Below are 19,038 nucleotides of genomic sequence, written 5' to 3' on the forward strand. Positions count from 1 at the left end.
ATCGGTTGACGCAGCGACCGGCTCCGTTCATCCCGCGGACAGTCGCGGCCATTGCGACACACTGGGGCTATGCTGTGCCCATGGCGATACACGGCGACAGAGACGACGAACTGCGGCTGTTCCAGACCGGTGAGCACCCGTGTGGGTACTGGCCGGACCGGGTGGCGCGCGATCTGGTGCTCGATCCGCAGGACCGCCGCCTGGGCGGGCTGTACCCGCTGGCGCTGAGCTGGGGCTTCCGCCGCAGCGGCGATCTGGTCTACCGCCCGCATTGCGCCCAGTGCCATGCCTGCGTGGCCGTGCGCATTCCCGTGGCGCGCTTCGCCGCCGACCGCAGCCAACGGCGCTGCGCGGCGCGCAACGCCGACCTGGAAGTCCGCATCACTGCGGCCATGCCGCGCGAGGACCTGTTCGAGCTGTACCACCGCTACCTGGTGCACCGGCATGCCAATGGCGGCATGGACGACCACGGTCCGCACGAATTCGAGCAGTTCCTGATCGGCACCTGGTCGCATACCCGCTTCATGGAAATGCGCCTGCCCGGCCACGATGGCCAGCCCAGCCAGTTGCTGGGCGTGGCGGTGACAGACGTGACCGAACATGGCCTGTCGGCGGTCTACACCTTCTTCGACCCCGCGCACGCCGCGCGCGGGCTGGGCACCTTCGCCATCCTGCAGCAGATTGAATGGGCCCGCCGCGAGGGCCTGCCGCACGTGTACCTGGGTTACTGGATACGCGAGCACCAGAAGATGGACTACAAGCGCCGGTTCCGCCCGCTGGAGGCCTACGACGGCCGCCGCTGGCACGATTTCGACAAGGAACTGGACGGCCGCTGACAAACCGCTGACACCGGGCCGGGTGCACAATACGGCCCATGAACATGACCCGCCGCCATCCCCTGCTCCTCGCCCTGGCCCTGCTCTGCGGCGCCAGCGCCCCCGCCTTCGCCAAGTCCCCTGCGATGACCGACAAGCCGTCCTCGACGCTGCGCCTGGCCACCTACAACACCTCGCTGTATTCGGACGATGCCGGTGGCCTGATCAAGGAACTGGAAGGCGACAGCGAACACGCCCGCAAGATCGCCGCCGTGCTGCAGCAGGTGCGCCCGGACCTGGTGCTGCTGAACGAATTCGACTTCGACGATGCGCACCGCGCCGCCGACCTGTTCCAGCAACGCTACCTGGACGTGGCCCAGCCCGGCGGCGGCAAGCCGCTGCACTTCGCCTACCGCTACCTGGCCCCGGTCAACACCGGCGTGCCCAGCGGCCTGGACCTGGACGGCAACGGCGTGGTCGGCGGCGAAGGCCGCAGCCGCGGCAACGATGCCTGGGGCTACGGCCTGCATCCCGGCCAGTACGGCATGCTTGTGCTGTCGCGCTACCCGATCGACGAGGCCAAGGTGCGCAGCTTCCAGCTGCTGAAGTGGAGCGCGATGCCCGGCGCGATCCGTCCGGTCGACCCGCGCACCGGCAAGAGCTTCTACAACGACCAGGTGTGGTCGCAGCTGCGCCTGTCCTCGAAGTCGCATTGGGACGTGCCGGTGAAGACCCCGGCCGGCGTGGTCCACGCGCTGGTCTCGCACCCGACGCCGCCGGTGTTCGACGGCCCGGAAAAGCGCAATGCCGCGCGCAACCACGACGAACTGCGCCTGTGGCAGGAATACCTGTCGGCCGGCGACAAACCGTGGCTGTGCGATGACAAGGGCCACTGTGGCGGCCTGGGCCAGGACGCGCGCTTTGTGATCTTCGGCGATCTGAACAACGACCCGGCTGACGGCGATGGCCGCCACGATGCCATCGTCAACCTGATCGAGAACCCGCGCGTGCTGCGCTACCCCACCCCGCGCAGCGTCGGTGGCGAGCAGACCAGCCTGGCCTATGCGGCCAAGGGCATCGTGCGCAAGGGCGCACCGTTCCACGCCACCGGCGATTTCGGCCCGAAGTCGGGCACCATGCGCCTGGACTACGTGCTGCCGTCGACCGGCTTCGAGTACGTGGGCAGCGGCGTGTTCTGGCCGGCCAACGAAAGCCCCGAAGCGAAGATTGCCGACGGCAGCGACCACCACCTGGTGTGGGTGGATGTGCGGTAAAAAAACGTACCGACCAACGGTCGGTACCCACCGGGATGCGGCCGCCGGGCATGGCCCGGCGCTACCGTTTTACGGGCGCAGTTCCACGCCGATAGCCTCGGCGGCATCACGCGCGATGGCGCGTGCTTCGTCGATGGTCTGCGCACGCGCCAGGGTCACGCCCACGCGGCGGTGGCCATGCACGGTGGGCTTGCCGAACAGACGCACGGCGGTGTCCGGCACCTGCAGCGCGGCGGCCACGTTGTTGAAGTACGGCACCCCTTCGCCATGGGCCAGCAGCGCGCACGAGGCCGACGGACCGCTCTGGCGGATGACCGGAATCGGCAGCCCCAGGATCGCGCGCGCATGCAGCGCGAACTCGCTCAGTTCCTGCGAGACCAGGGTGACCAGACCGGTGTCGTGCGGGCGCGGCGACACTTCGCTGAACCACACTTCGTCGCCCTTCACGAACAGCTCGACGCCGAACAGGCCCCAGCCACCCAGGTCGTCGGTGATCGCGCGCGAGATTTCTTCGGCACGCGCCAGGGCCTTGTCCGTCATCGGCTGCGGCTGCCAGCTTTCGCGGTAGTCGCCGTCCTTCTGCAGGTGGCCGATAGGCGCGCAGAACGCGGTGCCGCCGGCATGGCGCACGGTCAGCAGGGTGATCTCGTAATCGAAGTCGATGAAACCTTCGACAATGCAGCGACCGGCACCGGCGCGGCCGCCAGTCTGCGCGTAATCCCAGGCCGGGGCGATGTCGGCCTCGCTGCGCAGGGTGCTCTGGCCCTTGCCCGAGGATGACATCACCGGCTTGACCACGCAGGGCAGGCCGATGGCGGCCACCGCGGCGCGGTATTCGGCTTCGGTATCCACGAAGCGGTACGGCGAGGTCGGCAGACCCAGGGTTTCGGCGGCCAGGCGGCGGATGCCCTCGCGGTCCATGGTCAGGCGGGCGGCGCGCGCGGTCGGAATCACCCGCAGGCCCTGCTCCTGTTCCAGCTGCACCAGGGTCTCGGTGTGGATGGCCTCGATTTCCGGCACCACCAGGTGCGGCTGTTCCTGGGCGATCAGCGCGCGCAGGGCCATGGCGTCGAGCATGTCGATCACGTGCGAACGGTGCGCTACCTGCATCGCCGGGGCATCGGCATAGCGGTCGGCGGCAATCACTTCCACGCCCAGGCGCTGCAGTTCAATGGCCACTTCCTTGCCAAGTTCGCCCGAGCCCAGCAGCAGCACACGGGTGGCGGAGGGGGACAGCGGGGTTCCAAGCTTGGCCATGGGGGTTCCAGCAGCGATGTGAAGGCGGGTGGGCATTCTAGCCGGTCCGGCCGGGTTGGCCGACGAACGGCACTTGCGGTCTGATATCAATTTGATATCGTTCAATCGAACCCTCAAGGACGTACTGCCATGAAAGAGAAGTCGCTTTCCTCCCTCAACGGTCTGGGTACGCTGGCCGTCTCGCTGCTGGCCGCGCTGGCCGGTGCCGCGCTGTTCGTGCTGGGGGTGGCAGCCAAAGCCAGCACCGGCGCACCGAACCTGCTGATGATGCTGGGCGGCCTGCTGTTGGTCGTCGCCGCGGTGTTGGTGCTGGCCGGCCTGTACACGGTGCAGCCCAACCAGGCGGCGGTGCTGAGCCTGTTCGGCAAGTACGTGGGCACGGTGAAGGACAACGGCCTGCGCTGGAACAACCCCTTCTATTCCAAGCGCCGGGTCAGCCAGCGCGTGCGCAACTTCGAAAGCGGCAAACTGAAGGTGAACGAGCTGGATGGCAGTCCGATCGAGATTGCCGCGGTGATCGTCTGGCAGGTGGTCGATGCCTCCGAAGCGGTCTACAACGTGGATGACTACGAAAGCTTCGTGCACATCCAGTCCGAATCGGCGCTGCGCGCGATGGCCACCAGCTATCCCTACGACCAGCACGAAGATGGCCAGCTCGCCCTGCGCAGCCACGCCAGCGAGATTTCCCAGCACCTGAAGAACGAGCTGGCCGAGCGCCTGGCCGATGCCGGTGTGCAGGTGATCGACGCACGTATCAGCCACCTGGCCTACGCCGCCGAAATCGCCCAGGCGATGCTGCAGCGCCAGCAGGCCAATGCAGTGATCGCCGCGCGCACGCGCATCGTGGCCGGTGCGGTGGGCATGGTGGAAATGGCCCTGGCCGAACTGCAGAAGAACGGCGTGGTGCAGCTGGATGAGGAACGCAAGGCGCACATGGTCAGCAACCTGCTGACAGTGCTGTGTTCGGACCGCGGCACCCAGCCGATCGTCAACGCCGGTTCGCTGTACTGAGCCACCCTCGCAACGGGGCGCCACCGCGCCCCGCCAGGAGTTCGCATGAGTGAGAAGAAAGCCTATCCGCTGCGCATCAACGCCGACGTGCTGGCTGCGGCGCAACGCTGGGCTGACGACGAGCTGCGCAGCCTGAACGCACAGATCGAATACGTGCTGCGCGATGCATTGCGCAAGGCAGGACGTCTGCCTAAACCCACGCCATCCGCCGAGGACAAGGAATGAGCAAGCGCTGGAGCTACCTCACTGTTGAAGTCAAAACGTCGTTGATGGGCCTGCAGAAGCCGGAGGACATCCAGGCTGAACTCAGCCGCCAGGGCCAGCTCGGCTGGGAACTGGTCAACATCATCATCCCGGCGCCGATGCGCCCGGCCATGCTGGTCTTCAAGAAGGAAATCTGACCATGCGCGCCGCGCAAGGGAGCACCGCAATGAATGGCAGCGACCCGCGTTCGTTCGATATTGCCGAGAGTTCGCCACTGCGCGTGCTGTGGATCCTGCTGCCGCTGCTGATCGTGTTCGCGCTGTGCGTGTGGGCTGAACTGAAGCACGCGACGGCCGGTGCGCCGTGGATCGAGATCACCCTGGCGCCGCCCTTCTTCCGCCTGTGGGGCAGCGCGGCATGGAGCCTGGTGGTGCTGGCGCTGATCGGCGTGGGCCTCGGCACGGCGTTCTTCCGCCGCCGGGTGGTGATCGATGGCAATGTGCTGGACGTGCGCTCCACGCTGTACCGGCGCCGCACCCCGGTGGCGCAGCTGCAGCTGGAGCAGGCCGAGGTGGTGGACCTGGGCCGCGACCGCCGCTACGGCCTGCGCTACAAGACCAATGGCTATTCGATGCCGGGCTTCTATTCGGGCCACTTCCGCCTGCAGGGCGGCAACAAGGGGTTTGCCCTGGTTACCGACCGCCAGCGCACGCTGGTGATTCCCGTGCGCGGCGGGAGCACCCTGCTGCTCAGCCTGGACCGGCCGCAGGCCTTGCTGGACGCGCTGCACAAGGTGGCCGCCACCGCGCCACGGCAGTAAGCTGCGGGCATGCACCGTCGCGCCCCCCTGCTGATCAATACCGAGGCCGTGGAACTGTGGCCGGCCGCCCTGCTGCGCGCGCGCAGCAACCTGGATGCACGCCTGCTGGCCCGCGCGCAGTGGGTACTGCGGCGCAAGCACGATGGCCGCTACCTGGCCGTGGTCCTGGACCACGGCATACATTCCCTGGTGGCGCGACTGCCGCGCGAACCCGGCGTGGAAGCGGCCCTTGCGCTGCTGGCGCAAGCCCGCGCCCGCCCCTTCGCCGCGCCGCTGGAAGAGCGCTGGCTGCCGTTGGCCGGCCTGCAGCAGCGGCTGCAGCAGCTGGGCCTGGATGTGGACGCCTATGCACGGGACAGCGGGCTGCCGCTGGAAGCCGAGCCGTGCGTGCTGCACTTCGCCGGTCGCGACCGCTTCGCCCGCCCGCTATGGCTGCGCCGTGGCGCCGCACAGGGCTGGCGCCGCATGCGCCTGCACGCCGCACGCGATGGGGTGGCGCTGGATGCGATTTCCGGTTTCCGCAGCCACGCTTACCAGCTGGGCATTTTCGAGCGCAAGCGGGCGCGTGGGCTGAGCGTGGCCGAGATCCTGAAGGTCAACGCGGCGCCGGGCTTCAGCGAGCACCACAGCGGGCATGCGCTGGATATCGGCACGCCGGGCGATGCGCCGGCGGAAGAAACGTTCGAGGCAACCGAGGCGTTTGCGTGGCTGCAGGCGCACGCAGGCAGGCATGGGTTCCGGTTGAGCTACCCGCGCGACAACCCGCACGGGATTGTCTACGAGCCGTGGCATTGGTGCTGGGCAGCGGCCACGGACTGAGGTAGAGCCGAGCCATGCTCGGCTGGTTTTGCCGAAGTCGAGCATGGCTCGACTCTACAAATGCGCGCTGCGGCGCTGGCTCAGCGCCGCAGCGCGTTGATCGCCAGCAGCACCCAGGCGGCCATCAGGGTGGTGCCGCCCACCGGCGCCAGCCGGGTTGGCCACTGCCACAGGGCGCCGCCCACCAGGCTGCCGGAAAACAGCAGCACGCCCAGCAGCAGCAGATACAGGCCCAGGTGCGCGATCGCGCCCTGCGCGCGCGGCCCCAGCGCCAGCAGCACCGCGCCGTGGGCGAAGGCGTACAGCGCCGCCATGTTCAGGTGCTGCTGCGCCAAGGGATCGGCCACGCCATGGGCGGCATAGGCCGACAGGCCAATCGAGGCTGCGGCCAGCAGCGCGCCCAGGCAGGCCAACAGTGAAGGTTTACGCGCGCGACGTTCGGTAGTGAACATGATCTTTCCCTGCGCAGGACCCGATGGCCGGGCCCGGATGAAAAAAAACGCGCCGCAGTATGCGGCGCGTTTTCGTGTCCAACACTACATGGGTCAGCCGAAGCTTACTTGACGGCCCAGTAGATGTCGTAGGTCGCTTCCGGGGTGAACGACTTGTCCACGCCGTCCTTCCACGATTCGTACGGACGATCGACCACTTCCGAACCGTTGGTCACAGCCCAGGCACGCAGTGCGTTGCGGGCGATGTCCAGACCCGCCATGTGGCCGGTGTAGGCCGCGTGGGCCGAACGGTGCGGGGCAGCACGGACGTACTTCACCGGAGCGCCGCCGTCGATCTTGACGGTCAGTTCTTCGGCAGCCGCGCCTTCAACGCCCTTCTTCTTCACCGGCTGGGCGATGTCGAAGGCGTACTTCTCAGCACCGAAATCGGTGGTGATGATGCGGAACGGGCCGGCGGCTTCAAGGCCATTGGCCTCCATCACGCGCTTGATCCACTCCTGGTTGTCCTTGATGGACTTGGTGATCGAATCCTGGCCGCGATCAACGTTACCGGCATTGACGACCAGCAGGTCTTCGGCCGGCACGTCCACGATGCCCAGATCGGTCAGCGGGGCTTCGGCGGTGCGGTAGTCAACGTTCGGCACGGTGGCCAGCATGTTGGCCATGCGCGACAGACCCATCTTGATGTCGTCGCCGATCTGGCGGCTGACATACAGGCCGGCGTAGCGGCCGAACAGGTCGAAGCCGTACTTCACCGAGTAATCCTGGGTGATCTTGACGTTACGACCGCCCTTGCCGGTCGGCTCGAGGGTGAAGGTGGTGACCTTGTCGTGGCCCTTGGTCGGGTCTTCGACGGCGATCACAACACGCTTGTTCTCTTCCGATTCGGTGATCTTCCAGGAACCGTTGCCCAGGTCCTTGGAGGCGAAATCGAGGGTGGCACCCACGCCCGAGGCCGGGCCGGACAGCTTCAGGTCAACGGCGGGATCACGCAGTACCAGCGGGTTCCAGTCCTTGAAGCGGCGCAGGCTGTTGACCGTGTCGTACACGATCGTCATCTTGCGGTTGGTCTCGATGCTTTCGGTGATGTGACGCTCGCCCGGCAGACAGACGCCAATAATGACGAACAGGCCAGCCACGATCCCCAAGGCGATCAGGAACTCGATAATACGGGTCATTCAGAGAGTCTCCGGGGCCGATCCCACGGCCGGGTTGATTGAAGCGAAGCGCCAATCCTAGCAGGCTTCGCAGGCATTGTTTATCGGGATTGGCGCACCGGTTTCCGTGCCGGCTGCGTATTTGTATGGACAAAGATTTTGAAGGGTAACGCATCTGGGGCCCCGGCAAGTAGGGGGGCACCCCGACCCAGGCCCGCAGATGCCGGCCAAGCCCTTGTCCTGCAAGGATTTTTCTCAGACCAACTGGAGTTCAAAGGCCTTCAGGACGGCACGCGTTCGGTCGCGCACCCCCAGTTTGGAGAGAATGTTGGACACATGGTTCTTGATCGTGCCCTCGGCCACGCCCAGCGAATTGGCAATCTCCTTGTTGGAAAAGCCGCTGGCCATCAGCCGCAGGATCTCCGTCTCACGGTCGGTGAGCGGGTCCGGGCGGTCCAGGCTGACGAAGTCGTTGCGCATGTGTTCCAGGCCGGACAGCAGGCGCTGGGTCACCGCCGGCTGTACCAGCGAGCCGCCTTCGGCCACGGTGCGGATGGCGCCCACCAGCTGTTCCAGGGTCACATCCTTCAGCAGGTAGCCCTTGGCGCCGGCCTTCAGCCCGGCCAGCACCAGCTGGTCGTCGTCGAAGGTGGTCAGGATGATGGTCGGCGGCAGCTGTTCCTGCCGCGACAGCACCTGCAGGGCTTCCAGCCCGGACATCACCGGCATGCGCATGTCCATCAGCACCACGTCCGGGCGCACCTGCGGCACCAGCTCGACCGCCTGCCGGCCGTCGGCCGCCTCGGCCACCACTTCGATGCCATCGTCGAGCGCCAGCAGGGAGCGGATTCCCTGCCGCACCAGGGTTTGGTCATCGACCAGGCAGACGCGAATCATCACCGTACTCCTTCAGGAACCTGGGTAAGTGCGGCCAGCACCGTGGCCGGTACCGTGGCGCGCAGGCGGAAGCCGTCGCCAGGGCGGGTCTCCACCTGCAGCTGGCCACCACATTGTTGCAGGCGCTCGCGCATGCCGCGCAAGCCATTGCCCGCATTGACCATTTCCGCCCCGACGCCGTCGTCGCGGGCCTCTACCACCACCTGCCCCGGGACGTCGTGGTACACCCGGATCCACAGATGGCGGGCATGGGCGTGACGCACCGTATTGGTGATGATTTCCTGGGTGCAGCGCAACAGCACATGGGCCCGCTGCGGGTCTTCCACGTTCAGCGGCTCCTCCACCTCCAGCTGGATGTCCAGTGAGGGCACGTTCTCGGTCAGCGGGCGCAGGGCGGCGGCCAGGTCGATCGCCCCGGTCTCGCGCAGCTGGCTGACCACTTCGCGCACGTTGCCCAGCAGCAGCTTGGCCAGGGTGTGCGAGCGCTTCACGTGTTCCAGCGCCTTGCCATCGGCCAGGTGGCCGGCCACTTCCAGGTTCAGGGTGAGCGCGGTCAGCTGGTGGCCCAGCACGTCGTGCAGTTCGCGGGAAATGCGCGTGCGCTCGTTCACCCGCGCGCTTTCGGCCAGCAGGGCGCGGGTGGCGCGCAGTTCGGCATTCAGGCGGCGCTGCTCGTCGCGCGCCTCGGCCTGGCGCCGCGCCACCAGGGCAATGACGAACACGAAGCTGGAAAAGCCCATGTATCCCATCGCCTGCAACACGGCGATGACCGGCGGGAAGCCCAGTGGCTTGATGTACACCGGCAGCACGGCCAGGTTGCTGGCCACCAGCCAGACCACGCCGATGCGCGGGCCCAGCAGCCACGGCAGCAGCCCGGCCACCACCATCAGCAGGATGCTGCCCAGCGCGGTGCCTGAGAAATAGCTGACGCCGATGGCGCAGGCGGTGAGCAGGATCAGCGCGGCATGGTCGAAGAAGCCGGGGCCACTTTCGCCCAGGTCGCGGGTCAGGCCCCAGTACACCACACCGAACGCCAGGTAGGCCGAGGCCCACGGAATGACCCGGTAGCCCGCTTCGCCATCGAGGCTTTCCAGGGTGAGCGAGACTGGATCGATCAGGTAGATCGCCAGCCACAGGCCAACGGTGCCCCAGGTGAACAACCCGGAGTAGCGCAGCATCGCATTGTGGTTCAGTCGGGCCAGCATGACCCATCGTAGCCTGTGCGCGGTCTGCCCCAAGGGCATAAAGTCATGCTTGCCCCTGCCCCCTGTTCATGCCGCAGCCCACCCCGGGCATGCAATAATCGTGCGCAGGGTCCGTTCGCAGGACCAACCGCGTTACCCCACGGAGTCACAATGTCGATTGTCATCCGCGACGTGCGCGAGCACGAGCTCGATTCCGTCCTGGCGTTGAACAACAATGCTGGCCTGGCCATCCTTCCGCTGGATGCGGCCCGGCTGCACCTGTTCTACGAAACCGCTGAGTATTTCCGCGTCGCCGAGCGCGACGGCAACCTGGCCGGCTTCCTGATCGGCTTCGGCAGCGACAGCCAGCACGACAGCAGCAATTTCGCCTGGTTCAAGCAGCAGCTGGACACCCCCTTCTTCTATATCGACCGCATCGTGGTCGCCAGCCGCCGCCGCGGCGGTGGCGTCGGCCGTGCGTTCTATGCCGATGCGCAGAGCTTTGCCGAACTGCGCTACCCGCAGATGACCTGCGAAGTATTCCTGGACCACGGCGCCGACGCCGCCCTGCTCTTCCACGGCAGCTTCGGCTTCCGCGAGCTGGGCCAGAACACCATGCCGCACGTGGACGTGCGCGCCAGCATGCTGGCCAAGGAACTGTGCAGCTATCCGTGGGTGCAGGACACCTATGGCGGCAAACTGCCCGACCTGGCGTGGGCGCGTGACCGGCAGCTGCCGGCGCAGGCACAGCGACCGACGGGGACTTGAGGGTGGCGGTGAATTTCGATTACGAACAGGCCGGTGAACTGAAGATCGGCCAGGTGGGCATTGCCAACCTGCGCATCCGTACCCTTGATGTCGAACGCCTCGTGCAGGAAATGCAGGAGCGGGTGACCCGCGCGCCGAAACTGTTCGGCCGCGCCGCCGTCATCCTCGATTTCGGCGGCCTGAGCCAGGTGCCGGACGTGGCCACCGCGCAGGCACTGGTGGATGGCCTGCGCAGCGCCGGCGTGCTGCCGGTGGCGCTGGCCTACGGCACCACGGCCATCGATCTGCTGTCGCAGCAGCTGGGCCTGCCGCTGCTGGCCAAGTTCCGCGCGCAGTACGAACGCGCCGAGGCTGAACCGGCCCCGCCGCCGCCGGCCGAACCGCGCCGCGCCGCCAAGGCCGAAGCCAAGCCGGTGCCGGCCACGCCGGTCGGCAAGGCTGCCGATGCCGCCGCGCCGCAGCCGGGCCGCATGCAGCTGGGCAACGTGCGTTCGGGCCAGCAGCTGTACGCGGAAAACTGCGACCTGACCGTGATGGCCACCGTCGGCGCAGGCGCCGAGGTGATCGCCGACGGCAGCATCCATATCTACGGCACCCTGCGCGGCCGCGCGCTGGCAGGGGCCCAGGGCAACACCGCGGCGCGCATCTTCTGCCGCGATTTCCATGCAGAACTGGTCGCCATTGCGGGCCATTACAAGGTACTGGACGATGTGCCGGACAACCTGCGCGGCAAGGCCGTGCAGGTGTGGCTGGAACAGGACCAGATCAAGATCGCTGCGCTGGACTGACGCAGCACCCAAACAGAATCATCAGGAGAAGTCCTTTGGCTGAAATCATCGTAGTCACCTCCGGCAAGGGCGGCGTCGGCAAGACCACTTCCAGCGCGAGCCTGGCCTGCGGCCTGGCACGGCGCGGCAAGAAGGTGGCCGTGATCGACTTCGACGTCGGCCTGCGCAACCTCGACCTGATCATGGGTTGCGAACGCCGCGTGGTGTACGACTTCGTGAACGTCGTGCACGGCGAAGCCACCCTGAAGCAGGCCCTGATCAAGGACAAGCGCTTTGACAACCTGTACGTGCTGGCCGCTTCGCAGACCCGCGACAAGGATGCGCTGACCCAGGAAGGCGTGGGCAAGGTGCTGAAGGACCTGGCCGCCGACGGCTTCGACTATGTCATCTGCGATTCCCCGGCCGGCATCGAAAAGGGCGCATTCCTGGCCATGTACTTCGCCGACCGCGCCGTGGTGGTGGTGAACCCGGAAGTGTCCTCGGTGCGCGACTCCGACCGCATCATCGGCCTGCTGGATTCGAAGACCCACAAGGCCGAATCCGGCCAGAACGTTCCGGCCTTCCTGCTGCTGACCCGTTACACCCCGGTGCGGGTGGAAAGCGGTGAAATGCTCAGCATTGCCGACGTGGAAGAGGTGCTGGGCCTGAAGGCGATCGGCGTGATCCCCGAATCGGGCGACGTGCTCAATGCCTCCAACAAGGGCGAGCCGGTGATCCTGGACGTCGAGTCCGCTGCCGGCCAGGCCTACGACGATGCCGTCGCGCGCATCCTGGGCGAAGAACGCCCGATGCGCTTCACCAGCGTCGAGAAGAAGGGCTTCTTCAGCAAGCTGTTCGGAGGGTAAGCATGGGCCTGTTTGATTTCCTCAAAGCGAAGAAGACCACCGCCGAAACCGCCAAGAACCGCCTGCAGATCATCATCGCGCAGGAACGCAGCCACCGCGGTGGCCCGGACTACCTGCCGCTGCTGCAGCGCGAGCTGCTGGAAGTGATCAAGAAGTACGTGAACATCGACGTCGATGCGGTGAAGGTCGACCTGGTCAAGGATGGCCAGCACGACGTACTGGATATTTCCGTGGCGTTGCCCGAAGGCCCGGACAAGCCCTGACCCCCTGCCCCGCCCGTGCCTGCATGGGCGGGGCCGCGTGACCCCGCATGACCGACACTGCCCCCGAACCCATCGTGACCCGCGTTGGCGATATCGCCTTCGCCGATGCGCAGCAGCTGCTGTCCGCGCATGGCCTGCGGCTGCACCACGTTGCCGCTGGCCAAGCCATTCCCGGCAGCTATTGGGGCGAGCCCGAGGCCGGCATCATTGCCAGCAACGTGTATGTGCGTGACGACACGCCGGTGCACTCGATGCTGCACGAAGCCTGCCACCTGATCGTGCTGCCGCCGGAACGGCGCGCGCAGGTGCATACCGACGCCACCGATTCGGTGCCCGAGGAAGACGCCACCTGCTACCTGCAGATCGTGCTGGCCGGGTACCTGCCCGGAGTGGGCAGCGCCCGGCTGATGGCCGACATGGATGCGTGGGGGTATACGTACCGGTTGGGGTCTACGAAAGCGTGGTTCGAGCAGGACGCCGAAGACGCGAAAGCGTGGTTGATCGAACGCGGGTTGCCGGTGGCGTAAGTAACCGGTGGGTGCGGACCTTGGTCCGCACCATCCACGCATGGCGTGGATCTACTGTAGTGCCGGCCAGCGGCCGGCAACCCGGATCAGCCCTGCCCGGCCAGCGCGCGCAGGGTGATGCCGACCACATAGGCCAGATAGGTGCCGGTGGCATACCCCATCGTGCCCAGCAGCACGCCCACCGGCGCCAGCGCCGGATGGAACGCGGCCGCCACCACTGGCGCCGAGGCCGGGCCGCCGATGTTCGACTGCGAACCGATGGCGAAGTAGAAGAACGGCACCTTCAGCAGCTTGCCCAGGCACCACAGCAGGCCGATGTGCACGGCGATCCAGATCAGCCCCAGCAGGAACAGCCACGGCCGGTCCAGCAGCGCCAGCAGGTCCATCTGCATGCCGATGCACGCGATCAGGAAGTACAGCAGCAGCGAGCCCAACCGCGACGCGCCCGCGCCTTCCAGCGTGCGTGCGCGGGTGAAGCTGAGCCCCAGGCCCAACGTGGTGGACAGCACCACTACCCACACGAACGGCGCATCAAGGCTGAACTGCGCTGCCCAGCTGACGTGGGCCTTGAACCAGGCTGCCAACGGCGCGCCGATGGCATGGGCCAGGCCCACGCCGCCGAAGGCCACCGCCACGATCAGCATCAGGTCGGTCAGGCTGGGAATGCGCTCGTGCTCGGCCTGGAAGCGCGCGATGCGCTCCTTCAGTTCATCGATGGCCGAGGTATCGGCGCCACTGCGCGCATCGATCTTCGCCGCGCGCCCGGCCAGGAAGATCAGCGCGGCCATCCATACATAGCCCACGCCCACATCGACCACGGCGAACTGGCCGAAGGTGGTGGCGTTGACGTCGAATACTTCGCGCATGGCCAGCATGTTGGCGCCGCCGCCAATCCAGCTGCCCGCCAGTGCGGCCATGCCAGCCCAGGTATCGCCGGCCACCGTGTCGGGGTGGATCGCGCGCATCACCAGGAAGGCCACCACCGCGCCCAGCATGATGCTGGCCGAGGCGCCCAGGTACATCAGCACCAGCTTCGGGCCCAGCCGCAGGATGCCCTTGATGTCCACCGCCAGGGTGAGCAGGATCAGCGCCGCCGGCAGCAGGATGTCGCGCGCCACCGGGTTGTAGAGCTTGGTGTTCTGCCCGTCGATCAGGCCGACGGTGTTGTAGATGCCGGGAATGAGGTAGCACAGCAGCAGCGCCGGCACGAAGGTGTAGAAGCGCTTCCACGCACCCTGTTCACGCGAGGCGGTCCAGAACACGGCGCCGAGGGTGGCGGCGATCAAACCGAAGACGACGATGTCGTTCTGGATCATGCAGGTGCTCTGGGTGCGGGGTCGGATCCCTTTCGCGCTGCGAAAGGGCTCTGACCCCAGGAACAGTCGATGGATGGGGTCGGATCCCATCCGCGATGCGGATGGGATCCGACCCCTTGGACCGGCTTATTCGCCGATGTGCTGCTTCAGCCAGGCATTGACGGTGTCATGCCACAGGATGCTGTTTTCCGGCTTCAGCACCCAGTGGTTTTCGTCCGGGAAGTACAGGAACTTCGATTCGATGCCTTGGCGCTGGGCGGCGGTGAACGCGGCCAGGCCCTGTTCCACCGGAATGCGGAAATCCTGCTGGCCGTGGATCACCAGGATCGGCTTCTTCCAATCGGCCACGTGGTTGACCGGATTGAACTTCTCGTAGTTGGCCGCCTTCTGGTACGGGGTACCGCCCTGCTCCCATTCGGTGAACCACAGTTCTTCGGTGGCGTAGCCCATCATGCGCTGGTCGAACACACCATCGTGGTTCACCAGGCACTTGAACGGGCCGTTCCAGTTGCCGGCGATCCAGTTGACCATGAAGCCGCCGTAGCTGGCGCCCAGCGCACAGGCCTTGTCACCGTTGAGGAAGGAATACTTCTTCAGCGCTGCGTCCCAGCCCTTCTGCAGATCTTCCAGCGGGCGGTCGCCCCAGTGCTGGCTGATCGCATCGGTGAAGGCCTGGCCGTAGCCGGTGGAACCGTGGAAGTCGATCATGACCACGGCGTAGCCCTGGCCGGTGTAGGTCTGCGGGTTCCAGCGGTAGCTCCAGCCGTTGCCGAAGCTGCCCTGCGGGCCGCCGTGGATCAGGAACGCGACCGGGTAGGACTTGCCTTCCTGGTAGTTGTGCGGCTTGACCACGTAGCCGTGCACAGTCTCGTTGTTCCAGCCCTTGAACTCGAACTGTTCGTAGTCGCCGAAGCTGACATCCTTCAGCACTTCACCGGCGGCCGGGGTCAGCGCGCGCAGCGGGCCCATGGCTTCGCCGGCGGCCGGCAGCAGGCCGACCAGCACCTGGTCGTTGCTCTTCAGGCTGTTGCGGGTGATGGCCACGCTGTTGCCGGCCACGCTGACCGAGGACACGGTGCCATCGCCGATGACCTTGGTCGCCTTGCCGGTGGCCACATCGATCTGGAACAGCGGGTGTTCGCCCAGGTCGTCGGTGGTGGTGTAGATGCTGGCGCCATCGGCGGACAGGTTGATCTCACCGGCCGAGCGGTCCCACTGCGGGGCGATTTCGCGGGTCTTGCCGCTGGCCAGGTCCATCGCCATCAGGCCGAAGCGGTCGGCTTCGAAGCCCGGGCGCTTCATGGCGCGGTAGAACAGGGTCTTGCCGTCGGCGCTGAACACCGGGCCGGCATCCCAGGCCGGGTTGGAGGCGGTCAGGTTGACCGGCGCCTGCTTGCCGGCGGCATCGAAGCGGTACAGGTCGAAGTTGGTCGACCACGGTTCCTGCTTGCCGGCCACGCGGATGCTGGCGACCACGCTGCTGCCATCGGGCGACCAGGCGAAATCGTCATTGCCGCCGAACGGCTTGGACGGTGCGTCGCCATCGATGGTGGCGCTCAGCGCCGAAGCGCCCTTCACCGGGCCGCCCTTGGCGACCGGCAGCGGGGCCACGAACAAGGTGTTGCGGCGGCCGTCGTTCCAGGTATCCCAATGGCGCACGAACAGCGAATCGAAGACCTTGCCGCTGGCCTTGGCGCCGGTCACGTCCTTCAGCTTCTTTTCGGTGCAGGCCAGATCCGAGGCACAGGCCTGGAACACGCCGGCGCTGAACAGCACGCGGTCGTCCTGCGGCGAGACGTGGTAGCTGTCCACGTCCACCGGGAAGTCGGTCAGCTGGCGCGGGGTGCCGCCGCTGATCGGCTGCGCGTACAGCTGCTGGCTGCCGTTCTTGGCGCTGAGGAAGTACACGGTCTGGCCATCGGCCGACAGCGAGGCCGAATTGACGTTCCAGCCGGCCGGGGTGATCTGCTTCGGCGGGGCCGCATCACGCGTGCGCAGGTTGCGCGCGAACAGGGCGGTGCTGGACTTCAGCGCGGCATCGGTGCTGCGCTTGGCGAACACCACGGTGCTGCCGTCAGCGGTGAGGACCGGGGCGGAGACGCGATCCATGGCCACCATGTCGCGGACCTCCAGGCCACGGGCAGCGGCAACGCTGGGCAGGGCGGCCAGCAGGCTCAGTGGCAGCAGGGCATGACGCAGTTTCATCGGGGTCTCCGCAGGACGGCAAAAAACCGATGGTAGGCCCGCGCGGGCGGGGCTGCCAAGGCCATCGGTCATGCCTGCCGGCCAGCGCGGTTCCCGCCGCCAGAAACAGCAAACAGCACAGGGGTCGGATCCGATTCCGCAGGAATCGGCTCTGACCCCATACGCTGCCAGCCGGGGTCAGAGCCCTTCCCTGCGGGAAGGGATCCGACCCCTTGCACAGGAATCGGCTCTGCCCCCTACGCTGCCAGCCGGGGTCAGAGCCCTTCCCTGCGGGAAGGGATCCGACCCTTGGGGTGTTACACCTGTGCGCGCTTGCCCGTGCGGTAGATCAGCAGGCCCACCAGGAACAGCACTGCCAGGCCGAACCACTGCGCGGCCGGCAGGTGGAACGGCAGGGCCAGCACGTCGGCGCGGCTGCTGACCACGATCGGCACGGCGATGGCGATACCCATCAGCGCCTCACCGGTGATCAGGCCGGCGGCGAACAGCACGCCCGGCTTGTGGACGCGGTCGCGGCCTTCTTCATCATCGCCACGCACCTTGTGGAAGCGCTCGACCAGGTAGGCGATCAGGCCGCCCAGGAAGATCGGCACCATCAGTTCCAGCGGCAGGTAGATACCGATGGCGGCGGCCAGCACCGGCACGCGGAAGCGCGAATTGCGCGACTTCAGCCAGCTGTCGAAGGCGATGATGACCGCACCGACCACGGCACCGATGCCGATGAAGGTCCACGGCAGTTCGCCACCGAACAGGCCCTTGGCCACCGAGGCCATCAGGTTCGCCTGCGGGGCGGCCAGGGCGTTCGGGTGCAGCTCGGACTTCACGCCGATGCCGTAGGCGGTGGCCAGCAGGTTCAGCACCGGGGCCATGATCAGCGCGCACGAGAACGCACCGATGCCCAGCATCAGCTGCTGCTTCCACGGGGTGGCACCGACGATGTAACCCGCCTTCAGATCCTGCAGGTTGTCACCGCCCACGGCGGCGGCACAGCACACCACCGCACCGATCATGATGGCGGCCACCGCACCCAGCGGCGCACCACCGGCGCCGACCGGCTTCAGGCCATCGGCGCCCAGCAGCACCACCAGCACCGCCGAGGCGAACAGGATGGTGGAGATGGTGATGCCCGAGACCGGGTTGTTGGACGAACCGATCAGGCCGGCCAGATAGGCCGACACCGACACGAACAGGAAGCCGGCGACGATCATGATGATGGTCATCGGAATGGACACGTGCCACTGGCCGACGATGGCCTGGTACAGGGCCAGCAGCGGCAGCACGAAGGCCACCAGGGCGACCAGCATCCACTTCATCGGCAGGTCGCGTTCGGTATGGGCCAGCACCGGGCCGCCACTTTTGCGCGCGGCAGCGAAGCCACTCTTGACGCCGTTCAGCAGCGACTTGCGCAGCGAGATCAGGGTCCAGATGCCGCCGATCAGCATCGCGCCGACGCCCAGGTAACGCATCTTTGCGCCCCAGATGGCGAACGCGGCTTCGGTGGACGAGGCGGTGGCCACCGACGCGGCCAGGGCCGGATCGGTGTTCATGAAGAACGCCTGGTAGATCGGGATGGCGATGTGCCAGGTCAGGATCGAGCCGGACACCACCACGATGCCGACATTCAGACCGACGATGTAGCCCACGCCCAGCAGGGCCGGCGACAGGTTGGTGCCGATGAAGGCAGTGATCTTGGAGCTGCCGACGTAGGCCGAGGTCGACCAGGCATCCGGGATCAGGCGCAGGCCGCTTTCGGCGGCGAGCTTGACGAAGGCGCCGATCACGGCCGACAGGCCGAGGATCTTCAGGCCCGGGCCGGGGTTTTCACCGGCCTTGAGTACCTCGGCCGCGGCCTTGCCTTCCGGGAACGGCAGCGGGTCTTCGACGATCATCGAACGGCGCAGCGGCACCGAGAACAGCACGCCCAGCAGGCCGCCCAGACCGGCGATGCCCAGCACCCACCAGTACTTGAAGTCCGGCCAGTAGCCCATGATGACCAGCGCCGGGATGGTGAAGATGACACCGGCGGCGATGGACGAACCGGCCGAGGCGCCGGTCTGCACGATGTTGTTTTCGAGGATGGAACCACCGCCCAGCAGGCGCAGTACGCCCATGGAAATGACCGCGGCGGGAATGGCGGTGGCGATGGTCAGGCCTGCGAACAGACCGAGATAGGCGTTGGCCGCTGACAGCACCACCGCCAGCACGATGGCCAGGGCCACTGCGCGGAAGGTGAGCTGCTTGGGCGCAGCGTCGTGGTTCATGGAAGCCCCTGCTGGCAAAAAATCCCTTGCACGCTAGCGTTCAGGGGGCGGCAAGTCCAGCGTGCCAAAGGATGGGGGCGCCAGCTGCAGTGGCGGGCGCGCCTGCCCGAACCGCCAACCGGCTGAACCGGCAAAACGTGGCTGGGGTCTGCGCAAACGATATGTTATATCCTAT

The 19,038-nt window shown here is 66.7% G+C and carries 20 protein-coding genes; 12 read left to right on the forward strand and 8 right to left on the reverse strand.

The window, feature by feature from the left end:
- The first annotated feature begins 80 nt into the window (after nucleotides 1–80).
- Nucleotides 81–836, forward strand: a complete 756-nt coding sequence (locus RTY46_RS00955) for an arginyltransferase (protein ID WP_312706227.1) — start codon at nucleotides 81–83, stop codon at nucleotides 834–836.
- Nucleotides 837–874: 38 nt separating this feature from the next.
- Nucleotides 875–2,089: an endonuclease/exonuclease/phosphatase family protein gene (locus RTY46_RS00960; RefSeq protein ID WP_312706228.1), complete on the forward strand. Its 1,215-nt coding sequence runs from the start codon at nucleotides 875–877 to the stop codon at nucleotides 2,087–2,089.
- A gap of 69 nt (nucleotides 2,090–2,158) precedes the next feature.
- Here the strand turns inward: RTY46_RS00960 and purT are convergent, their stop codons facing one another.
- Nucleotides 2,159–3,346, reverse strand: coding sequence for a formate-dependent phosphoribosylglycinamide formyltransferase (gene purT, locus RTY46_RS00965; protein ID WP_312706229.1), 1,188 nt, complete (start codon nucleotides 3,344–3,346; stop codon nucleotides 2,159–2,161).
- 129 nt (nucleotides 3,347–3,475) lie between these two features.
- Here purT and RTY46_RS00970 point away from each other — a divergent pair, with 129 nt between their 5' ends.
- From RTY46_RS00970 to RTY46_RS00990, 5 genes are read left to right on the forward strand one after another with little or no spacing between them, the layout of a single operon-like run.
- A complete protein-coding gene (locus tag RTY46_RS00970; RefSeq protein WP_312706230.1) occupies nucleotides 3,476–4,357 on the forward strand; it encodes an SPFH domain-containing protein in 882 nt (293 codons plus the stop codon).
- 45 nt (nucleotides 4,358–4,402) lie between these two features.
- The gene (locus tag RTY46_RS00975) at nucleotides 4,403–4,582 is read left to right on the forward strand and encodes an Arc family DNA binding domain-containing protein (RefSeq protein ID WP_312706231.1); all 180 of its coding nucleotides are present in this window, start codon (nucleotides 4,403–4,405) and stop codon (nucleotides 4,580–4,582) included.
- On the forward strand, nucleotides 4,579–4,758 hold the full coding sequence (locus RTY46_RS00980) for a DUF4177 domain-containing protein (protein ID WP_312706232.1): 180 nt from the start codon (nucleotides 4,579–4,581) through the stop codon (nucleotides 4,756–4,758). The genes RTY46_RS00975 and RTY46_RS00980 overlap by 4 nt, the downstream gene beginning before the upstream one ends.
- A gap of 29 nt (nucleotides 4,759–4,787) precedes the next feature.
- The gene (locus RTY46_RS00985) at nucleotides 4,788–5,381 is read left to right on the forward strand and encodes a hypothetical protein (RefSeq protein WP_312706233.1); all 594 of its coding nucleotides are present in this window, start codon (nucleotides 4,788–4,790) and stop codon (nucleotides 5,379–5,381) included.
- 9 nt (nucleotides 5,382–5,390) lie between these two features.
- The gene (locus RTY46_RS00990) at nucleotides 5,391–6,200 is read left to right on the forward strand and encodes a D-alanyl-D-alanine carboxypeptidase family protein (RefSeq protein WP_312706234.1); all 810 of its coding nucleotides are present in this window, start codon (nucleotides 5,391–5,393) and stop codon (nucleotides 6,198–6,200) included.
- A gap of 80 nt (nucleotides 6,201–6,280) precedes the next feature.
- On the opposite strand, the gene RTY46_RS00995 is transcribed toward RTY46_RS00990, so the two are convergent.
- From RTY46_RS00995 to RTY46_RS01010, 4 genes are all read right to left on the reverse strand, one after another.
- Nucleotides 6,281–6,652 carry a DUF423 domain-containing protein gene (locus RTY46_RS00995; RefSeq protein ID WP_312706235.1) on the reverse strand — a complete coding sequence of 124 codons (372 nt, stop codon included), beginning with the start codon at nucleotides 6,650–6,652 and terminating at the stop codon, nucleotides 6,281–6,283.
- Nucleotides 6,653–6,756: 104 nt separating this feature from the next.
- Nucleotides 6,757–7,830: an SRPBCC family protein gene (locus tag RTY46_RS01000; RefSeq protein WP_312706236.1), complete on the reverse strand. Its 1,074-nt coding sequence runs from the start codon at nucleotides 7,828–7,830 to the stop codon at nucleotides 6,757–6,759.
- A 234-nt stretch (nucleotides 7,831–8,064) separates the two neighbouring features.
- Nucleotides 8,065–8,706, reverse strand: a complete 642-nt coding sequence (locus RTY46_RS01005; protein ID WP_312706237.1) for a response regulator transcription factor — start codon at nucleotides 8,704–8,706, stop codon at nucleotides 8,065–8,067.
- Nucleotides 8,706–9,911 (reverse strand): sensor histidine kinase, encoded by a 1,206-nt coding sequence (locus RTY46_RS01010; protein WP_312706238.1) that lies wholly within the window; start codon nucleotides 9,909–9,911, stop codon nucleotides 8,706–8,708. The genes RTY46_RS01005 and RTY46_RS01010 overlap by 1 nt, the downstream gene beginning before the upstream one ends.
- A 150-nt stretch (nucleotides 9,912–10,061) precedes the next feature.
- Between RTY46_RS01010 and RTY46_RS01015 the strand changes: the two genes are divergently transcribed.
- From RTY46_RS01015 to RTY46_RS01035, 5 genes are read left to right on the forward strand one after another with little or no spacing between them, the layout of a single operon-like run.
- Nucleotides 10,062–10,658 (forward strand): GNAT family N-acetyltransferase, encoded by a 597-nt coding sequence (locus RTY46_RS01015; RefSeq protein ID WP_312706239.1) that lies wholly within the window; start codon nucleotides 10,062–10,064, stop codon nucleotides 10,656–10,658.
- A 2-nt stretch (nucleotides 10,659–10,660) separates the two neighbouring features.
- Nucleotides 10,661–11,446, forward strand: coding sequence for a septum site-determining protein MinC (minC, locus tag RTY46_RS01020; protein WP_312706240.1), 786 nt, complete (start codon nucleotides 10,661–10,663; stop codon nucleotides 11,444–11,446).
- A gap of 35 nt (nucleotides 11,447–11,481) precedes the next feature.
- Entirely contained in the window at nucleotides 11,482–12,291 is an 810-nt protein-coding gene (gene minD / locus RTY46_RS01025) for a septum site-determining protein MinD (RefSeq protein WP_312706241.1), read from the forward strand.
- A 2-nt stretch (nucleotides 12,292–12,293) separates the two neighbouring features.
- A complete protein-coding gene (gene minE, locus RTY46_RS01030; RefSeq protein WP_005408532.1) occupies nucleotides 12,294–12,554 on the forward strand; it encodes a cell division topological specificity factor MinE in 261 nt (86 codons plus the stop codon).
- 47 nt (nucleotides 12,555–12,601) lie between these two features.
- Nucleotides 12,602–13,081: a hypothetical protein gene (locus RTY46_RS01035; RefSeq protein WP_312706242.1), complete on the forward strand. Its 480-nt coding sequence runs from the start codon at nucleotides 12,602–12,604 to the stop codon at nucleotides 13,079–13,081.
- An 86-nt stretch (nucleotides 13,082–13,167) separates the two neighbouring features.
- Here RTY46_RS01035 and RTY46_RS01040 read toward each other — a convergent pair whose 3' ends face one another.
- The 3 genes from RTY46_RS01040 to RTY46_RS01050 all read right to left on the reverse strand — a co-directional run bounded on the left by RTY46_RS01040 (nucleotide 13,168) and on the right by RTY46_RS01050 (nucleotide 18,863).
- Entirely contained in the window at nucleotides 13,168–14,397 is a 1,230-nt protein-coding gene (locus tag RTY46_RS01040) for a DUF819 family protein (protein ID WP_312706243.1), read from the reverse strand.
- A 126-nt stretch (nucleotides 14,398–14,523) separates the two neighbouring features.
- Nucleotides 14,524–16,602 (reverse strand): S9 family peptidase, encoded by a 2,079-nt coding sequence (locus RTY46_RS01045; protein WP_312706244.1) that lies wholly within the window; start codon nucleotides 16,600–16,602, stop codon nucleotides 14,524–14,526.
- A 296-nt stretch (nucleotides 16,603–16,898) separates the two neighbouring features.
- Nucleotides 16,899–18,863: an oligopeptide transporter, OPT family gene (locus tag RTY46_RS01050; RefSeq protein WP_312706245.1), complete on the reverse strand. Its 1,965-nt coding sequence runs from the start codon at nucleotides 18,861–18,863 to the stop codon at nucleotides 16,899–16,901.
- Nucleotides 18,864–19,038: the final 175 nt, after the last annotated feature.

The sequence above is a fragment of the Stenotrophomonas sp. genome (assembly GCF_032056425.1).
Taxonomy (GTDB): domain Bacteria; phylum Pseudomonadota; class Gammaproteobacteria; order Xanthomonadales; family Xanthomonadaceae; genus Stenotrophomonas.